Consider the following 14,134-nt stretch of genomic DNA (forward strand, 5'->3'; position numbering starts at 1 on the left):
AGGAACTGCTAGCGGATGAGCTGCTCCAACACGCTTTGCGGGAGCCCGGCGGCCTCGTAATGGCGCTGCGCCTTCGCCAGCCGGGTGAACACATCCTCATGGCCGGTGACCTGGCCGTTTTCGCCGTAGTAGATGTAGGCGCCAGTGACATGAAAGAGGGTGATCATTTCAGGGACCTCGGGCGGCACGATGAGCGTGTGCGTTTCGCCGGGAGGCTCCATCACGAAGCTGCCTTCGCGCGCGATCCAGTCGTGCTCCAGGTAGTACCACGCGCCCTTGAGCACCTGTCCATGCACGCTGCCGGTGTGCATGTGCCGCGACAGCACGCCGCTGCGGCGAACGCGCAGCAGCGTCACGTAGTAGCCCTGCGTCACGCCGAAACACAGAGGCAGGAACGAGACGTTTGCGTCGTGGGGAACCCATAGACGGTCATCCGCATTCAGCACGTCGGCTTTGACGATCTCGTCGCGCGCATAGGCGGAGCGTTGGACGACTGGCGCCGCAACGGGGGGCTTGGTCACTGGCATCGTGAGGGTGGTGCTCATGCTTGTCTCTCTTTATGGTTTGAAATCCGCACGCCAGTTTAGGAATGCGTCTGTGCGCCCGCAACCGGAAAGCGGCCCCGTGATCACATTGTGAATACCCGGTTGCAGAGGGTTGTTCGCTTGCCGGGGTATTTTCCGATTTCAATCGGTATTGCATGCAATTTTGATTGTTGATGTTTGAAAACATACTGGTTTACCCTGTTTCTATTTCAAACTGCATGCAATGAGAATGATTGCATGACTGACGAAACCTTCACCGGCGCGCAGCCGGTTTCTTCAAGTCTGGGGCAGGCGGTGTATGCGAAGCTGCGCCAGAGCATCCTCAGCGGCTACTACCGCCCGGGCCAGCGCTTGACTGAAATTGCGCTTGCGGAAGAGGTGCAGGCTTCCCGCACGCCCGTCGTCAATGCGCTCAAGGCGTTGACCGAGCAGGGACTGGTGCGTTACGAAACCCATCGCGGCTATTGGGTACGCGAGTTCGACCTTGGCGAGGTGCTGCAGGCATACGACATCCGCGCGTCGCTCGAAGGTCTTGCATGCAGGCAGGCTGCCGAGAAAGGGGTTGCGCGGCAGACGCTCGAGGCTTTGGATGAATGCATCAGGATCGGGCGGCAGATCACGCGCGGGCCCGAGCTGGTGCCCCAGGAGCACGCGGCCTACCAGCAGATGAACGTGCGTTTTCACAACGCGATCATCGAAGCCTGCGGCAACCGGCTTTTGCCGGAGTTCATCCGCAAGTCGCATGAATTGCCGCTGGCGTCCGACCGGGTGGTGATGTGGAAGTCCGTGGAGATCGTCCGCCGCTCCCATGATGACCATGTGCGGGTGCTCGATGCGATTCGCAATCGGCAGGGCGCCCGCGCGGAAATGCTGATGCGCGAGCACATCTACGAAGCGGGGCAGGTCATCGCGCGGCATTGGCCGGAGCTGCGCGCGAGAGCCCATCTGACGGATCCGGCGCGCGCTCGAATCGACACAACCCACGGAGAGACACGATGATCCTTGAAGAGCGCTGCTATACGCTGAGTCCGCAGAATGTGCGCCCCTTCCTGTCGTTCTATGAAAATGAGGGACTGCCCATGCTGCTCAAGCATCTCGGTGATCTGAAGGGCTTCTTCACCACCGAAACGGGAGAGCTCAATCAGGTGGTGCACCTCTGGGGGTTCGCCGACCTGGCGGACAGGGAGCAGCGCCGCGCGCAGTTGTGGAGCGATCCGATGTGGCTCGCTTATGCCGACAAGGTGCTCCCGCTCATCCTGCGCATGCAGACGCGGCTCCTGCGCCCCACCGCTTTTTCTCCGATGCGCTGAGGGCCGCTGCATGACCGAAGCACTGAACCACGGCGGCTTGCAGGACCGCGTCGCGCTTGTCACGGGCGGCGCCAGCGGAATCGGACTGGCGACCGCGCAGTTGTTGAAGTCGCGCGGCGCGACGGTATTGATCGCCGATGTGCAGGCGCAGCCGCTCGCTTCGCTGTCGCGCACGCTGGGCGTGCAGTGCCATCAGCTCGACGTCGTCGACAGGGAGGCTGTCCAGCGCCTGTGCGATGAACTGGCGGCGCGCGGCCAGTTCGTGGACCGGATGGTCAATTGCGCGGGCATTGTCCAGCCGCCGCTGCAGCCCGACCGGCTCGACAGCGCCGCCTTCCAGCGCACGCTGGCAGTGAGCCTGGAAGGCACATTCAACATGTGCGCGGTATTTGGCTCGGCCATGGCGAGGCGGGGTGATGGATCCATCGTGAACATTGCCTCGGTCGCCGGCATGCGCTCCATGCCGCTATATGCGTATTCGCCAGCGAAGGCGGGGGTCATCAGCCTGACCGAAGGCCTGTCAGCCGAATGGGGGCGTTCGGGGGTGCGCGTGAATGCGGTTTCGCCCGGCTATACCGTCACCGCGGCATTGCAGGGCCAGATCGATGCGGGACTGCGCGATCCGGAAAAGCTCAAGGCGAATTCGGCGCTGGGAAAGCTCATCATGCCCGGCGACATTGCCCGCGCGATTGCGTTTTTGCTGTCCGACGACGCCTCGATGATCACGGGCGTCAATCTGCCCGTGGATGCGGGCTGGCTGGCCGCGGGTTCATGGAGCACCTTTGGCGGGGTGCGGGCAAGCCACGCGGCCGCGCACTGGATGTAGAGGCAAACAGAGGTAGATAGAGGCCAACGAACAGCCCGGCCCAGTTGCCCCGCAGAGGGCGGCGCGCCGGGAATTTCCATCCATCCTTTCCCGGAGACAACCATGCCGTTTACCCGTCGCCAGATTGGCGCGCTCGGTGCATCGCTTGTGCTGACACCGCTGGCGCGCGCGCAGCCCTATCCGTCGCAGCCCGTGCGCTGGATCGTTCCCTATCCAGCGGGCGGCGGCACCGACGTCGTCGCGCGCACCATCGCGGCCGAAATGCAGCAACTGCTTGGCCAACCCTTCGTGGCGGACAACCGCCCGGGCGCCAACACGATCGTGGGCGCGGATGCCATCGCCAAGTCGCGGCCCGACGGCTACACCATCGGCTCCGCGGACAACGCCACGCTGGCGCTCAATCCGGGGCTCTATTCCAGGCTGCCCTATGACCCGGGCAGGGATTTCTCCATCGTGGGAGGCATCGCGCGCTTCCCCTACGTGCTCGTGGTCCGGGACACTTCCGCATACCGTGATTTGCAGGACCTGATGCAGGGAGCAAGGAAGGCGCCGGGTGCGGTCAGCTATGGCTCACCGGGGCTGGGCGGCCCCAACCACGTGGCCATGGAGCTTTTGCAGCAGCGCACGGGCATCCGGCTCAACCATGTGCCGTATCGCGGCGCGGCGCCGGGGATCCAGGATTTGCTGGCGGGGCAGATCGATTGCATGCTGGTCGATACCGGCTCGAGCATGTCGCACATCCAGGCCGGCAAGCTGCGCGCGTTGGCCGTGGCGCATGAGCGCCGCCTCGATCCCTTGCCGGATGTCCCTACGTTTGCCGAAGCCGGCATTGCCGGTTTCAAGGCGTTTTCCTGGCAGTTCCTGGTGGCGCCGGCGGGTACGCCCGCCGCGGCTGCCGCCGTTCTTGGCGATGCCTTGAACAAGGCATTGGGCCAGGCCGGGGTGAAGAAGCGCTTGCTCGATCTCGGCATCGAGCCCGCTGCCATGAACGGGGAGGAGGCGGCCCGCTTCGTTGCCGCAGAGGCCGCGCTATGGGGCGGCGTGATTCGCAAGGCGGGCATCAAGCTCGAGGGCTGATGCGGTGCCGGTCAACGAGAGAGAGGATGGAAATGAAGATATGCAGCAGAAGGTCGGCGCTCGGCCGGTTGGTTCGGTGGGGAGTGGCGGGCTCGGCGATGAGCGCCGGTTGGGCGGCGCTGGCGCAGGCCGCCTATCCACGGCAGCCGCTGAAGTGGATCGTGCCCTTCCCCGCGGGCGGTGGAACCGATGCGGTCGCGCGACTGCTGGGGCAGGCCATGTCCGGCGCGCTGGCCCAGCCGCTGGTGGTGGACAACCGGCCAGGCGCGGGCACGATGATAGGAGGCGAGGCCATTGCCAGGGCGCGCCCGGATGGCCATACCTTTGGAACGGTGGACGTATCGACCGTGGCGCTGGCCCCCCAACTGTATGCGCGGGTGCCTTACCGCAGCGAGTCGGATTTCGCATTCATTGGCGGAACGACGCGATTCCCGTTCGTGCTCGTGGTCAAGCCTGATTTCCCGGCGAAGGATCTGCATGGTCTGATCGCCATGGCGAGAGGCAATCCTGGCGCATTGAAATATGCCAGCCCGGGCGCGGGAGGTCCCAACCACCTTGGCATGGAGTTGCTGCAGCGCAAGCTCGGCGTGAGCATGATCCATGTGCCCTACCGGGGGGATGCGCCCGCTCTTCAGGATCTGCTGGGCGGACAGATCGACATGTACCTGGTGAATACGGCCGCGAGCCTGCCATACCTGCAATCGGGGAAATTGCGCGCGCTGGGCGTGGCGATGAAGCGGCGCATCCAGGCGCTGCCCGATGTGCCGACCTTCGCGGAGGCGGGCGTCGCCGACTTTGAATCCTATGCCTGGCAAGGTCTTGCGGCGCCGGCCGGAACGCCTCCCGAGGTCATCGTGCGGCTCAATGCGGAGCTGAACAAGGCGCTGGCCTCGCCTGAAGTCACGGCACGCTTGAAGGACATGGGCGTGGAGGCGATGCCGACCACGCCACGGGAGTTCGCGGACCTGGTTGCCAGCCAGGCGCAGCTGTGGGGAAAGGTCATCCGCGAAGCGGGTGTGAAGCTGGAGAGTTGACAACGAACCGAATGAAGGACTCAGGCAGAAGATGTATTCCGAATTGAACAAGCGCGTTGTCCTGGTAACGGGCGGCGCAAGCGGGCTGGGATGGGCAACGGCGCAGGCGTTCGCGGGCGAGGGTGCGCTCGTGGCGATCGCGGATCTCGAAGGCGGGCCGGCGCAGCGGGCGGCGGATCAACTGGGTGCGCAGCATATCGGCATCGCGTGCGACGTCTCGGATGAGCAGGCCGTGGACGACATGGTGCGGCAAGTGGTCGAATCGCTGGGCGGTGTGGACGTGGTGGTCAACAGCGCGGGCATTCCCGATGCGTTCCGCCCGACCGTGGAGCAGGATGTGGCGCAGTTCCGCAAGCTGGTGGACGTCCACCTGACCGGCACCTACATGGTCTCGCGCGCTGCCGCGGCCCATATGCTCCGGCAGCGGCGGGGCGTCGTGCTCAACGTCAGCTCCATCGCCGGGGTATTGGGTTTGACGCCACGCAATGCCTACAGCGCTGCGAAGGCGGGGATCAGCATGCTTACGCGGACCATGGGGTGTGAGTGGATTTCGCAGGGCGTGCGCGTGAACGCCGTCGCCCCCGGCTACATGATGACGCCGTTCCTGCAGAAACTGGTGGACGAGGGCAAGCTCGACCAGGAGCGCATTTTCCGCCGCACGCCCGCGGGCAGATTCGGCACGGCCAGAAATATCGCAGATGCCATGCTGTTCCTGGCGTCCGATAGCGCCGAATTCATTACGGGTGTCACATTGCCCGTCGATGGCGGCTACATGGCATGGGGCGCCGCCGCTGACGCCTGCCAGCTGCAGTGACAGGCGCCCGCGCCTCATGCCAGTGGCCCGACAGCACCTCAACGCAATGAAAGTCCGGCAGACTTGATGGCCTTTGCATAACGGGGACGCTCCGATTGCAGGCTCTGGTCCAGTTCGGATGACGTGCCCCCGGCAATCTTGAATCCCGCGCTTTCGAGTTGTTGTCGCACATCGGGCGCCTGCAAGACAGTCTGGAAATCGCGATTCAGCTTCTGCACGACCGCGTCGGGCGTTCCCGCGGGGGCGAAGAAGCCTTGCCAGCTTTCCACCGAGAAGCCTGGAACGCCGGCCTCGGCCATTGTCGGCACCTGGGGCAGGGCATCGGAGCGGTAGCTGGTCGTCACGGCCAGGGCGCGCAGTTTTCCCGCGCGCACGTACTCGGTGACAGCGGCAAGCGTAATGAGGGTTGCATCGGTGTGCCCTCCCAGCACATCGAGCGCGGCAGGCCCGCCGCCAGGGTAGGGGATGTAGTTCACCTTCGCGCCGGTTTCCTGGCTGAGGATTTCATGCGCCACATGGGCGATGCCGCCATTGCCGGGAAGCCCGAGGCTGATGCTCTGCGGTTTGGATTTCGAGCGCGCTATGTAGTCGGCCAGGGTATTGATACCTGTTCCCGGATTCACCACCAGGATCTGCGGGTTCACCACGGCCTTGATGATCGGGGTGAAGCTCTTCGCGTCATAGGGCAGTTGCGGGAACAGCAGGCTGTTGAGCGTCAGTCCTTCGCCTTGCTGCAGCAGGGTGTAGCCATCCGCAGCGGCCTTGGCCACGCGCGCGGCGCCGATGGTGCCGCTGGCTCCGGCCACGTTTTCCACCACCACGGGCTGGCCCCATAGGGCGCTCAGCCTATCGGCCAATGTGCGGGTGAGCTTGTCGGCGCTGCCGCCAGCCGACACGGGCACGACGATGTGCACGGGCTTGTGCGGCCAGGACGTATTGCGCTCGGCGGATGAAGCGTGGGCCAAGGCCAATGGCAGGGCGGGCAGGGAGAGCACGAGTGTGCCCAGCAAGGTTCTTCGCAGGATCGGTCGCATGTCAGTCAATTCAGAAGTGATGCCTGCGAATCTAGACACATGGAAATACATGGGGAAGGAAGCTTTGCGCACATGTACATGCGCAAAACGTCGTTCACGGATCGGCGTTCTCTCTCTAGTCTTGCGGGCTGCTTTGTTTCCGCTGATGACCGAATGACTTCACTTCAATATTCCAGCCCCGATCCACGAACGCGCCTGGCCGTCGACGTGGGGGGCACCTTCACCGACATCGTGCTGCTGCGCGGAGCGGACAAATACACAGCCAAGGTATTGACCACGCCCGATGCTCCCGAGCAGGCGGTACTCGCCGGCATCGGCGACATCCTGAGCCAGGCCGCTCTGGGTTGGGGCGAGGTCGACCTGGTGATACTGGGCACCACGCTGGCGACCAATGCGCTGATTGAGCGCAAGGGCGCACGCACCGCGTTGATCACCACAGAGGGCTTCCGCGACTTGGTCGAGATCGGGCTCGAAGATCGCTTCGCGCAGTACGACGTGTTCCTGGACAAACCGGCGCCGCTGGTGCCGCGCCATTGGCGCCACGGTGTGCCCGAGCGCGTGAATGCCGCTGGACAGGTGCTCGCGCCGCTGGACGAGGCGCAGGTAGCCGTGTTGGCCCGGCAACTGGTGGCCGACGATATTGAGAGCGTGGCGGTGTGCTTCCTGCACGGCTACGCCAACCCGGTGCACGAGCGGCGCGTGCGCGAACTGCTGCACGAATACGCCCCAGGCCTTTGGGTGTCGCTGGCTTCGGACGTCTGCCCGGAAATCCGCGAGTATGAGCGGCTGTCCACCGTTTGCGCCAACGCCTATGTGCAGCCGCAGGTGGTTGGCTACCTGGAGCGGCTGCAGCTCGGCGTGCAGGCGCGGGGTCTGCGCGCCGAGCTGTTCCTGATGACCTCGGGCGGCGCCATCACTACGCTGGAGACCGGCATCTCCGAGCCGGTGCGGCTGGTCGAGTCGGGCCCGGCAGGGGGCGCGGTGCTGGCTCGCCAGGTGGCCGAGCAGATCGGCGCGGCGCGCGCGCTGTCGTTCGACATGGGCGGCACCACGGCCAAGATCTGCTTCATCGACGACTACAAGCCCCAGATCAGCCGCAGCTTCGAATTCGGCCGCGTGCACCGGCATCTCAAGGGGTCGGGCCTGCCCATCCGCATTCCGGTGATCGAGATGGTGGAGATCGGAGCGGGTGGTGGATCGATTGCTCGCGTCAACCACCTGGGCGTGGTGCAGGTGGGGCCGGACAGCGCGGGTTCCTCGCCCGGCCCGGCTGCCTACGGCCTGGGGGGCACGCTGCCCACGGTAACCGATGCGCACGCCGCGCTGGGCACGGTGGATCCCGGACGCTTTGCCGTGGGTAAGGTACAGCTCGATCCGCAGCGGGCTCGCGCCGCATTGCAAGAGGCGCTGACCGGGGAAACCGGACTGGAGGTGGAAGCAGCCGCGCAGGCAGTGGTCGAGATCGTGACCGAGAACATGGCCAACGCAGCCCGTGTGCATGCCAGCGAGCTGGGCAAGGCCGTTGACGAGAGCACGCTGATCGCCTTCGGTGGCGCGGCACCGCTGCATGCCGCGCTGCTGGCGCGCAAACTGGGCATCGCGCGGCTGGTGATTCCCAACTCGGCTGGAGTGGGCTCGGCGCTGGGATTCCTCTGGGCGCCCGTGGCCTACCAGGTGGTACGCAGCCTGCACCAACGCATCGACCGGGCGGACCATGCGGCCGTGCAGGCGCTGCTCGACGAGCAAACCGCTCATGCGGACGACGTGGTGCGGCGTGCCGCACCCGGTGCGGCACTGGTGCGCCAGCGCGTGGCTTACATGCGGTATGCCGGTCAGGGGCATGAGATCGCCGTCGAGCTGCCCGAGGGCCTGTTTGATGCCGCCGCCGCACGGGCGCTGCATGAGCGTTTCGAGGAGCGCTATGCGCAGCTTTATGGTCGCAGCCTTCCGCACATCGCGGTGGAAGCCGTGAGCTGGTCGGTGGCAGTCGAGGCAGAAGGACGCACCGCGCCCGAGCCGGATGAAGTTCCAGCCGACATCGGCAAGGCCGAACTCACGGGCCGCCGCCGCGTCTATGACGCCGAGGCTGCCTCGTGGCGCGACTTACCCGTTTATGAACGTACCGCCCTGAGGCCGGGCCAGTGGCTGGCGGGGCCCGCGCTGGTGGTCGAGGACGAGACCACGACCCAGGTGATCACGGGATTCGAGCTGCGTATCAGCCGTCTGGGCGCCTTGGTGCTGACAGATACCACTACCGCCACACCGCAGATCGCACAACAGCATGACAACGAGGTGACCGCATGAACGCGTCCAAACACACTGCCCATATCGCCGCACGCCATACCATCCGCCAGCAACTGGTGTGGAACCGCTTGCTGGCCGTGGTCGAGGAACAGGCGCAGGCGTTGATCCGTACCGCCTTCGGCACCCCCACGCGCGAGGCGGGTGATCTGTCGGCCGGCGTATTCCTGCCTGACGGGCGCATGGTGGCGCAGGCCGTCACCGGCACGCCCGGGCACGTGAATTCCATGGCTGATTCGGTGCTGCATTTCCTGCGCGCCTATCCAGCCGAGTCCATGGAGGACGGCGATGTTTACATCACCAACGATCCGTGGAAGGGCACGGGCCACCTGTACGATGTGGTCATGGTCACACCAGTGTTCCATGGCGGCAGGATCGTGGCTTTGTTCGCGTCCACCGTGCACGTAGTGGACATCGGTGGCCTGGGCGCGGGCCCTGATGCGCTGGAGATCTACCATGAAGGCCTGTTCCTGCCACTGCTTCGCTTTGCCCGGCGCGGGGTGATTGACGAATCGATCCTCGCCATCGTGCGCGCCAACGTGCGTGAGCCAGCGCAGGTCGAGGGCGACCTGCACGCGCTGGTGGCCTGCAACGCCGTGGGTTCGCGCCGCCTGCGGCAACTGCTCAATGAGTTCGGCCTGCCCGACCTGCAGGCCGCCGGCGACTACATCATTGCGCGCAGTGCACTGGCCATGCGCGAGGCGCTGCGCGATTGGCCCAAGGGCATATGGCACAACCGGATGACGGTGGATGGCTACGGCCAGCCCGTGCAACTGCAGGCGTCCGTGACCATCACCGATGATCAGATCCTGGTGGATTTCAGCGGCACCTCGGGTACGGTGGACCGCGGCATCAACGTGCCAAAGGCCTACACCGACGCCTACACATCCTTTGGCATCCGCTGCCTCGTGGGGGCGGACGTACCCAACAACACGGGCTCGCTGGCGCCAATCCGCGTGACGGCGCCAGAGGGCTGCATCGTCAACGCATTGCCGCCTGCCGCCGTCGCGGCGCGCGCGGCCATAGGGCAGATGCTGCCTGATCTGGTGTTTGGCGCGCTGCGCCAGGCGCGGCCAGACCGCGTGCCTGCCGAGGGCGCCTCATCGCTATGGAACATCCGCCTGACAGGCGGCCAGCCCATCGAGGGCGGCCCCAACGACGTCATTGCGCGCTCGCCGCGCTTCGGTGTCACCAGCTTCACGACTGGCGGAACCGGCGCGCGGCCGGGCAAGGATGGCCTGTCGGCCACGGCCTATCCCAGCGGTGTGCGCAACGTGTCATTGGAGATTCTGGAGACGCAGGCGCCCATTGTCTTTCGCCGTAAGGAGTATCGCCCTGACTCCGGTGGCGCGGGCGCCTCGCGCGGCGGCCTGGGACAGACCATCGCCATCGAGCACGCGCAGGGGGCGCCGATGGTGCTGGAGGCCACCTGGGACCGTGTCCACTACCCACCGCGCGGAGCCCTGGGCGGGCACGATGGCGCAGCGGGCGCGGCGCACCTGGCGCACAGTGGCGCGGTGCTGCGCGGCAAAGGCCGCCAGCTCGTGCCTGCGGGCGAGGTGCTGGTGGTGCAGACGCCCGGAGGCGCTGGCCTGGGCGACCCCGCGAAGCGTGACGCGGCGTTGGTTGACCATGATCTGCGGGCGGGCTTCATTACGCCCGAGGCTGCGCAGCGCTTTTATTTTGATAGCTGATGGCGACTGCCATCCAATGAATCCACCATCGAAAAAAACTGAAGCCATTGCAAGAAGAGCGTCAGCAGTTCATTTTTTACATGATTTATATGAATCTCCATGCCCGTATTCTTTCCGCCACCGCACTGGCGACCATCGGCGTCAGCCACGCCGCGCCTGCCAGCCATGAAGGCACGCTGACGCTGCTGCTGCCCTCCGAGCCCACGGCGCTTGTCAGCCTCGGCAATGTCGCAACCTCCATCCTGAGCGTCAGCGCCAAGGTCACCGAGGGCCTCCTCAAGTACGACTATGACGTGAATCCGCAGCCGCAACTGGCCACGAAGTGGGCCATCAGCCCCGACGGGCTGACCTACACTTTCACGCTGCGCCAGGGCGTCAAGTGGCACGATGGCAAGGACTTCACCTCGGCCGACGTCGCCTACTCGATCAATCTGCTCAGGCAGATCCACCCGCGCGGGCGCAATACCTTCGCCAACGTCATTGCCGTAGATACGCCGGACAGGTACACCACCGTGCTGCGCCTGTCCAAGCCCGCGCCCTACCTGATCCGTGCATTGGCCGCGACCGAAACGCCCATCGTGCCCAAGCACATCTACGACGGTACCGATGCACGCTCCAACCCCCACACCAACGCGCCGATCGGCACCGGGCCGTTTCGCTTCAAGGAGTGGGTGCGGGGAAGTCACATCCTCTACGAACGCAACCCCGACTATTGGGACAAGCCCAAGCCCTACATCGATCAACTCGTCGTGCGTCCCATCACCGATTCGGCGGCGGCGGCCGTGGCCTTCGAGACCGGCGCAGTGGATCTTGGCTATCGGACGCCGGTACCGCTGGCCGACCTGGAGAGGCTCAGGAAGGTGCCGTCATTGCGCTTTACCACGGCGGGCAACAGCTACTCATACAACGTGACGCGGCTGGAGTTCAACCTGGACAATGAATACTTCAAGAACGACAAGGTGCGCCAGGCCGTGGCGCACGCCATCGATCGCAACGTCATCGTCAAGGTGGTCCACTACGGCTATGGCAAGGTCAGCTACTCGCCGATTGCGCCCGGCCTGAAGGCCTTCCATGATCCGGCGCCGTCTCCATACTCCTTCGACGTGAAGAAGGCCAATTCCTTGCTTGACGAAGCAGGCTATCCACGCAAGGGCAGCGTGCGTTTCTCGGTGCCGCTGGATGTGAACCCCATCGGTGGTCCGGATGGCCAGCGCCTGGCCGACTACATCCGCACCGCGCTGGCGCGGGTGGGTATCGCCGTCACCGTGCGGTCGCAGGATGCCAGCGCCTTCATCAAGCGCATCTATACGGACCGTGATTTCGCGTTCACCACCAACGGCGCCAGCAACCTGTTCGACCCCACCGTGGGCGTGCAGCGTCTGTATTGGTCGAAGAACTTCATCAAGGGCGTGCCTTTCTCCAACGGCACACACTACAACCATCCCGTGGTGGACAAGCTGCTGGAGGATGCCGCGGTCGAGAACGACCCGGTGCGCCGCAAGCAATTGTTCAAGGACTTCCAGGATGTCGTGGCGCGCGATGTGCCGGATCTGAACCTCTATCAGCCCGAGTTCATCACCATCGCCAACCAGCGCGTGCATGACCATTCGCTCACCGCCGATGGCGTGGAGTCGAACCTTGCGGACGTGTGGGTGGAACCGAAGAAGCCATGAGCCCATCCCGGCCGATCTCGTCATCGTCCGATGACGAGCCCCGGCCCTGCGGCATATTCTCCGCCGCCCCGTGCGGGGTGCGGGGCATCACGGGATGGATCGGGCTATGCCGCCCTGCGATGCTCCGCGCCGGGCACGGCTTGGATCAGGCGCCGGGTGTATGGATGCTGCGGCCGCGCCCAGATGTCCTCGTGTGAACCCATCTCCACCATGCGGCCCTGGTGCATCACCGTCACGCGGTCGGCGAAGTAGCGCACCACCGAGAGATCGTGCGAGATGAACAGGTAGGACAGGCCGAAGTCTTCCTTGAGCTCGGCGAGCAGATTCAGGATCTGCGCCTGCACGGACACATCGAGTGCGGAAACTGGCTCGTCCAGCACCACCAGCGAGGGCCGCACCACCAGTGCTCGGGCGATGCCGATGCGTTGGCGCTGCCCGCCCGAGAACTCGTTGGGGTAGCGGCCAGCAGCGTCCCGCGTCAGGCCGACCCGCTCCAGGATTGCGAAGATGCGCTGCCTGCGTTCCGTGCGGGATGCCACTGCGTGGACAACGAGCACGGCATCCAGGATGTCGAACACGCTGCGGCGTGGGTTGAGCGAGGCGTAGGGGTCCTGAAAAACCATCTGGATGCGGCGGCGCCAGGGTGTGAGCGCGCGTTCGGAAAGCGGCGCGATGTCGATGCCGTCCAGCAAGATCCGCCCGCCAGCGGGGGGCAGCAGCCGCAGCAGCGTGCGCGAGAGGGTGGATTTGCCGCAGCCCGATTCGCCCACCAGGCCCAGCGTCTCTCCGGCGCCGATATGGAAGCTCACGTCATCGACCGCATGCACCACGCCCCCGGTTCGGGTTGTGTAATGGGTGCGCAGATTTTCCACCTCCAGCAGCGGTACCGGCGGATTTGCCCGTATCTGCGAGGCCGTCCCGACGGGCGGGGTATGCAGGGTGAACTCGCGCTGGTTCGTGGCGGGATCCACCCGCATGCGGATTTCGGGCAGGCGCGTGCGGGCATAGTGCGGCGGGTGGCCGGAATGCAGCGATGCGCCCAGCAGTCCACGCGTGTAGGGGTGCGACGGTGCGGCGAACAACCAATTCGTTGCGGCTTCCTCTACTTTGCTGCCGCCATGCATCACCGCGACCCGATCGGCCCATTGCGCGACCAGGCCCAGGTCGTGGGTAATCAGCAGCAGCGCCATATCCAGCTCACGCCGCAGCCCGTCCAACAGTTCCAGTATCTGCGCCTGGATGGTCACGTCCAGTGCGGTGGTGGGCTCGTCCGCGACAAGCAGGCGTGGGCGGCAGGCCACGGCGATCGCGATCATCACGCGCTGGCGCTGTCCGCCGGAGAGCTGGTGGGGGTAGTCGTCCACGCGCTGGTGCGGCTGGGGAATGCGCACCAGATCCAGCAACTCGATGGCGCGCCGGCGTGCTGCTGGAGCGGTCAGCCCCTCGTGCAGCCGCAGCGTTTCGGCGATCTGGGCTCCGATGGTATGCACCGGGTTCAGGGACGTCATCGGCTCCTGGAAGATCATCGAGATGTCGCGGCCCCGCAGCCCCCGCAATGCTTGCGGGGACAGGGCCAGGATGTCACGCCCTTCGAACAGGATCTGGCCGCTGACCCGGGCATCCGGCGCCAGCAGGCGCAGCAGCGCCAGCGCCGTGGTGGATTTGCCGCAGCCCGATTCGCCGACCAGCGCCAGGGTCTCGCCGCGTTCAAGCGTCAGGTCGAGGTTGCGTACGGCTTCGACGGAGCCTTGCGATCCGCGAAAGGTGATGCCGAGCTGGCGTACGTCCAGCAATGGGGCCGAGGAGGGAGTGGAGGCTTTTGTCAT

Annotated in this window: 12 protein-coding genes; 9 read left to right on the forward strand and 3 right to left on the reverse strand. The window is 65.3% G+C overall.

Annotated features, from left to right (window positions below; genetic code table 11):
* Nucleotides 1-8 precede the first annotated feature (8 nt).
* Nucleotides 9-545 (reverse strand): 2,4'-dihydroxyacetophenone dioxygenase family protein, encoded by a 537-nt coding sequence (locus tag ABWP92_RS02195; RefSeq protein ID WP_353233704.1) that lies wholly within the window; start codon nt 543-545, stop codon nt 9-11.
* 237 nt (nt 546-782) lie between these two features.
* Between ABWP92_RS02195 and ABWP92_RS02200 the strand changes: the two genes are divergently transcribed.
* From ABWP92_RS02200 to ABWP92_RS02225, 6 genes are all read left to right on the forward strand, one after another.
* Nucleotides 783-1,544: a GntR family transcriptional regulator gene (locus tag ABWP92_RS02200; RefSeq protein ID WP_353233705.1), complete on the forward strand. Its 762-nt coding sequence runs from the start codon at nt 783-785 to the stop codon at nt 1,542-1,544.
* Complete coding sequence (locus tag ABWP92_RS02205) at nt 1,541-1,855, forward strand: NIPSNAP family protein (RefSeq protein ID WP_353233706.1); 315 nt, start codon at nt 1,541-1,543, stop codon at nt 1,853-1,855. The genes ABWP92_RS02200 and ABWP92_RS02205 overlap by 4 nt, the downstream gene beginning before the upstream one ends.
* 10 nt (nt 1,856-1,865) lie before the next feature.
* A complete protein-coding gene (locus ABWP92_RS02210) occupies nt 1,866-2,681 on the forward strand; it encodes an SDR family NAD(P)-dependent oxidoreductase (protein ID WP_353233707.1) in 816 nt (271 codons plus the stop codon).
* Nucleotides 2,682-2,783: 102 nt separating this feature from the next.
* Nucleotides 2,784-3,758: a Bug family tripartite tricarboxylate transporter substrate binding protein gene (locus tag ABWP92_RS02215; RefSeq protein ID WP_353233708.1), complete on the forward strand. Its 975-nt coding sequence runs from the start codon at nt 2,784-2,786 to the stop codon at nt 3,756-3,758.
* A 32-nt stretch (nt 3,759-3,790) separates the two neighbouring features.
* Entirely contained in the window at nt 3,791-4,792 is a 1,002-nt protein-coding gene (locus ABWP92_RS02220; protein WP_353233709.1) for a Bug family tripartite tricarboxylate transporter substrate binding protein, read from the forward strand.
* 31 nt (nt 4,793-4,823) lie between these two features.
* Complete coding sequence (locus tag ABWP92_RS02225) at nt 4,824-5,606, forward strand: SDR family NAD(P)-dependent oxidoreductase (protein WP_353233710.1); 783 nt, start codon at nt 4,824-4,826, stop codon at nt 5,604-5,606.
* A gap of 38 nt (nt 5,607-5,644) precedes the next feature.
* Here the strand turns inward: ABWP92_RS02225 and ABWP92_RS02230 are convergent, their stop codons facing one another.
* Entirely contained in the window at nt 5,645-6,640 is a 996-nt protein-coding gene (locus ABWP92_RS02230; RefSeq protein WP_353233711.1) for a tripartite tricarboxylate transporter substrate binding protein, read from the reverse strand.
* A 153-nt stretch (nt 6,641-6,793) separates the two neighbouring features.
* Here ABWP92_RS02230 and ABWP92_RS02235 point away from each other — a divergent pair, with 153 nt between their 5' ends.
* The 3 genes from ABWP92_RS02235 (at nt 6,794) to ABWP92_RS02245 (ending at nt 12,308) form a co-directional block, all read left to right on the forward strand.
* Nucleotides 6,794-8,944 (forward strand): hydantoinase/oxoprolinase family protein, encoded by a 2,151-nt coding sequence (locus ABWP92_RS02235; protein ID WP_353233712.1) that lies wholly within the window; start codon nt 6,794-6,796, stop codon nt 8,942-8,944.
* Nucleotides 8,941-10,635, forward strand: coding sequence for a hydantoinase B/oxoprolinase family protein (locus ABWP92_RS02240; protein ID WP_353233713.1), 1,695 nt, complete (start codon nt 8,941-8,943; stop codon nt 10,633-10,635). The genes ABWP92_RS02235 and ABWP92_RS02240 overlap by 4 nt, the downstream gene beginning before the upstream one ends.
* Before the next feature lie 89 nt (nt 10,636-10,724).
* Complete coding sequence (locus ABWP92_RS02245) at nt 10,725-12,308, forward strand: ABC transporter substrate-binding protein (protein ID WP_353233714.1); 1,584 nt, start codon at nt 10,725-10,727, stop codon at nt 12,306-12,308.
* A 104-nt stretch (nt 12,309-12,412) separates the two neighbouring features.
* Here ABWP92_RS02245 and ABWP92_RS02250 read toward each other — a convergent pair whose 3' ends face one another.
* Entirely contained in the window at nt 12,413-14,134 is a 1,722-nt protein-coding gene (locus ABWP92_RS02250) for an ABC transporter ATP-binding protein (protein WP_353233715.1), read from the reverse strand.

Origin of the sequence: Diaphorobacter ruginosibacter (genome assembly GCF_040396215.1) — a bacterium.
GTDB lineage: Bacteria > Pseudomonadota > Gammaproteobacteria > Burkholderiales > Burkholderiaceae_C > Diaphorobacter_A > Diaphorobacter_A ruginosibacter_A.

Excerpts from the sequence above, each read along its gene's own strand:
- ABWP92_RS02225 (WP_353233710.1), top strand. The coding sequence starts at position 4,824 with ATGTATTCCGAATTGAACAAGCGCGTTGTCCTGGTAACGGGCGGCGCA.
- ABWP92_RS02210 (WP_353233707.1), top strand. The coding sequence starts at position 1,866 with ATGACCGAAGCACTGAACCACGGCGGCTTGCAGGACCGCGTCGCGCTT.
- ABWP92_RS02200 (WP_353233705.1), top strand. The coding sequence starts at position 783 with ATGACTGACGAAACCTTCACCGGCGCGCAGCCGGTTTCTTCAAGTCTG.
- ABWP92_RS02230 (WP_353233711.1), bottom strand. The coding sequence starts at position 6,640 with ATGCGACCGATCCTGCGAAGAACCTTGCTGGGCACACTCGTGCTCTCC.
- ABWP92_RS02235 (WP_353233712.1), top strand. The coding sequence starts at position 6,794 with ATGACTTCACTTCAATATTCCAGCCCCGATCCACGAACGCGCCTGGCC.
- ABWP92_RS02205 (WP_353233706.1), top strand. The coding sequence starts at position 1,541 with ATGATCCTTGAAGAGCGCTGCTATACGCTGAGTCCGCAGAATGTGCGC.
- ABWP92_RS02220 (WP_353233709.1), top strand. The coding sequence starts at position 3,791 with ATGAAGATATGCAGCAGAAGGTCGGCGCTCGGCCGGTTGGTTCGGTGG.
- ABWP92_RS02240 (WP_353233713.1), top strand. The coding sequence starts at position 8,941 with ATGAACGCGTCCAAACACACTGCCCATATCGCCGCACGCCATACCATC.
- ABWP92_RS02195 (WP_353233704.1), bottom strand. The coding sequence starts at position 545 with ATGAGCACCACCCTCACGATGCCAGTGACCAAGCCCCCCGTTGCGGCG.
- ABWP92_RS02250 (WP_353233715.1), bottom strand. The coding sequence starts at position 14,134 with ATGACAAAAGCCTCCACTCCCTCCTCGGCCCCATTGCTGGACGTACGC.
- ABWP92_RS02245 (WP_353233714.1), top strand. The coding sequence starts at position 10,725 with ATGAATCTCCATGCCCGTATTCTTTCCGCCACCGCACTGGCGACCATC.
- ABWP92_RS02215 (WP_353233708.1), top strand. The coding sequence starts at position 2,784 with ATGCCGTTTACCCGTCGCCAGATTGGCGCGCTCGGTGCATCGCTTGTG.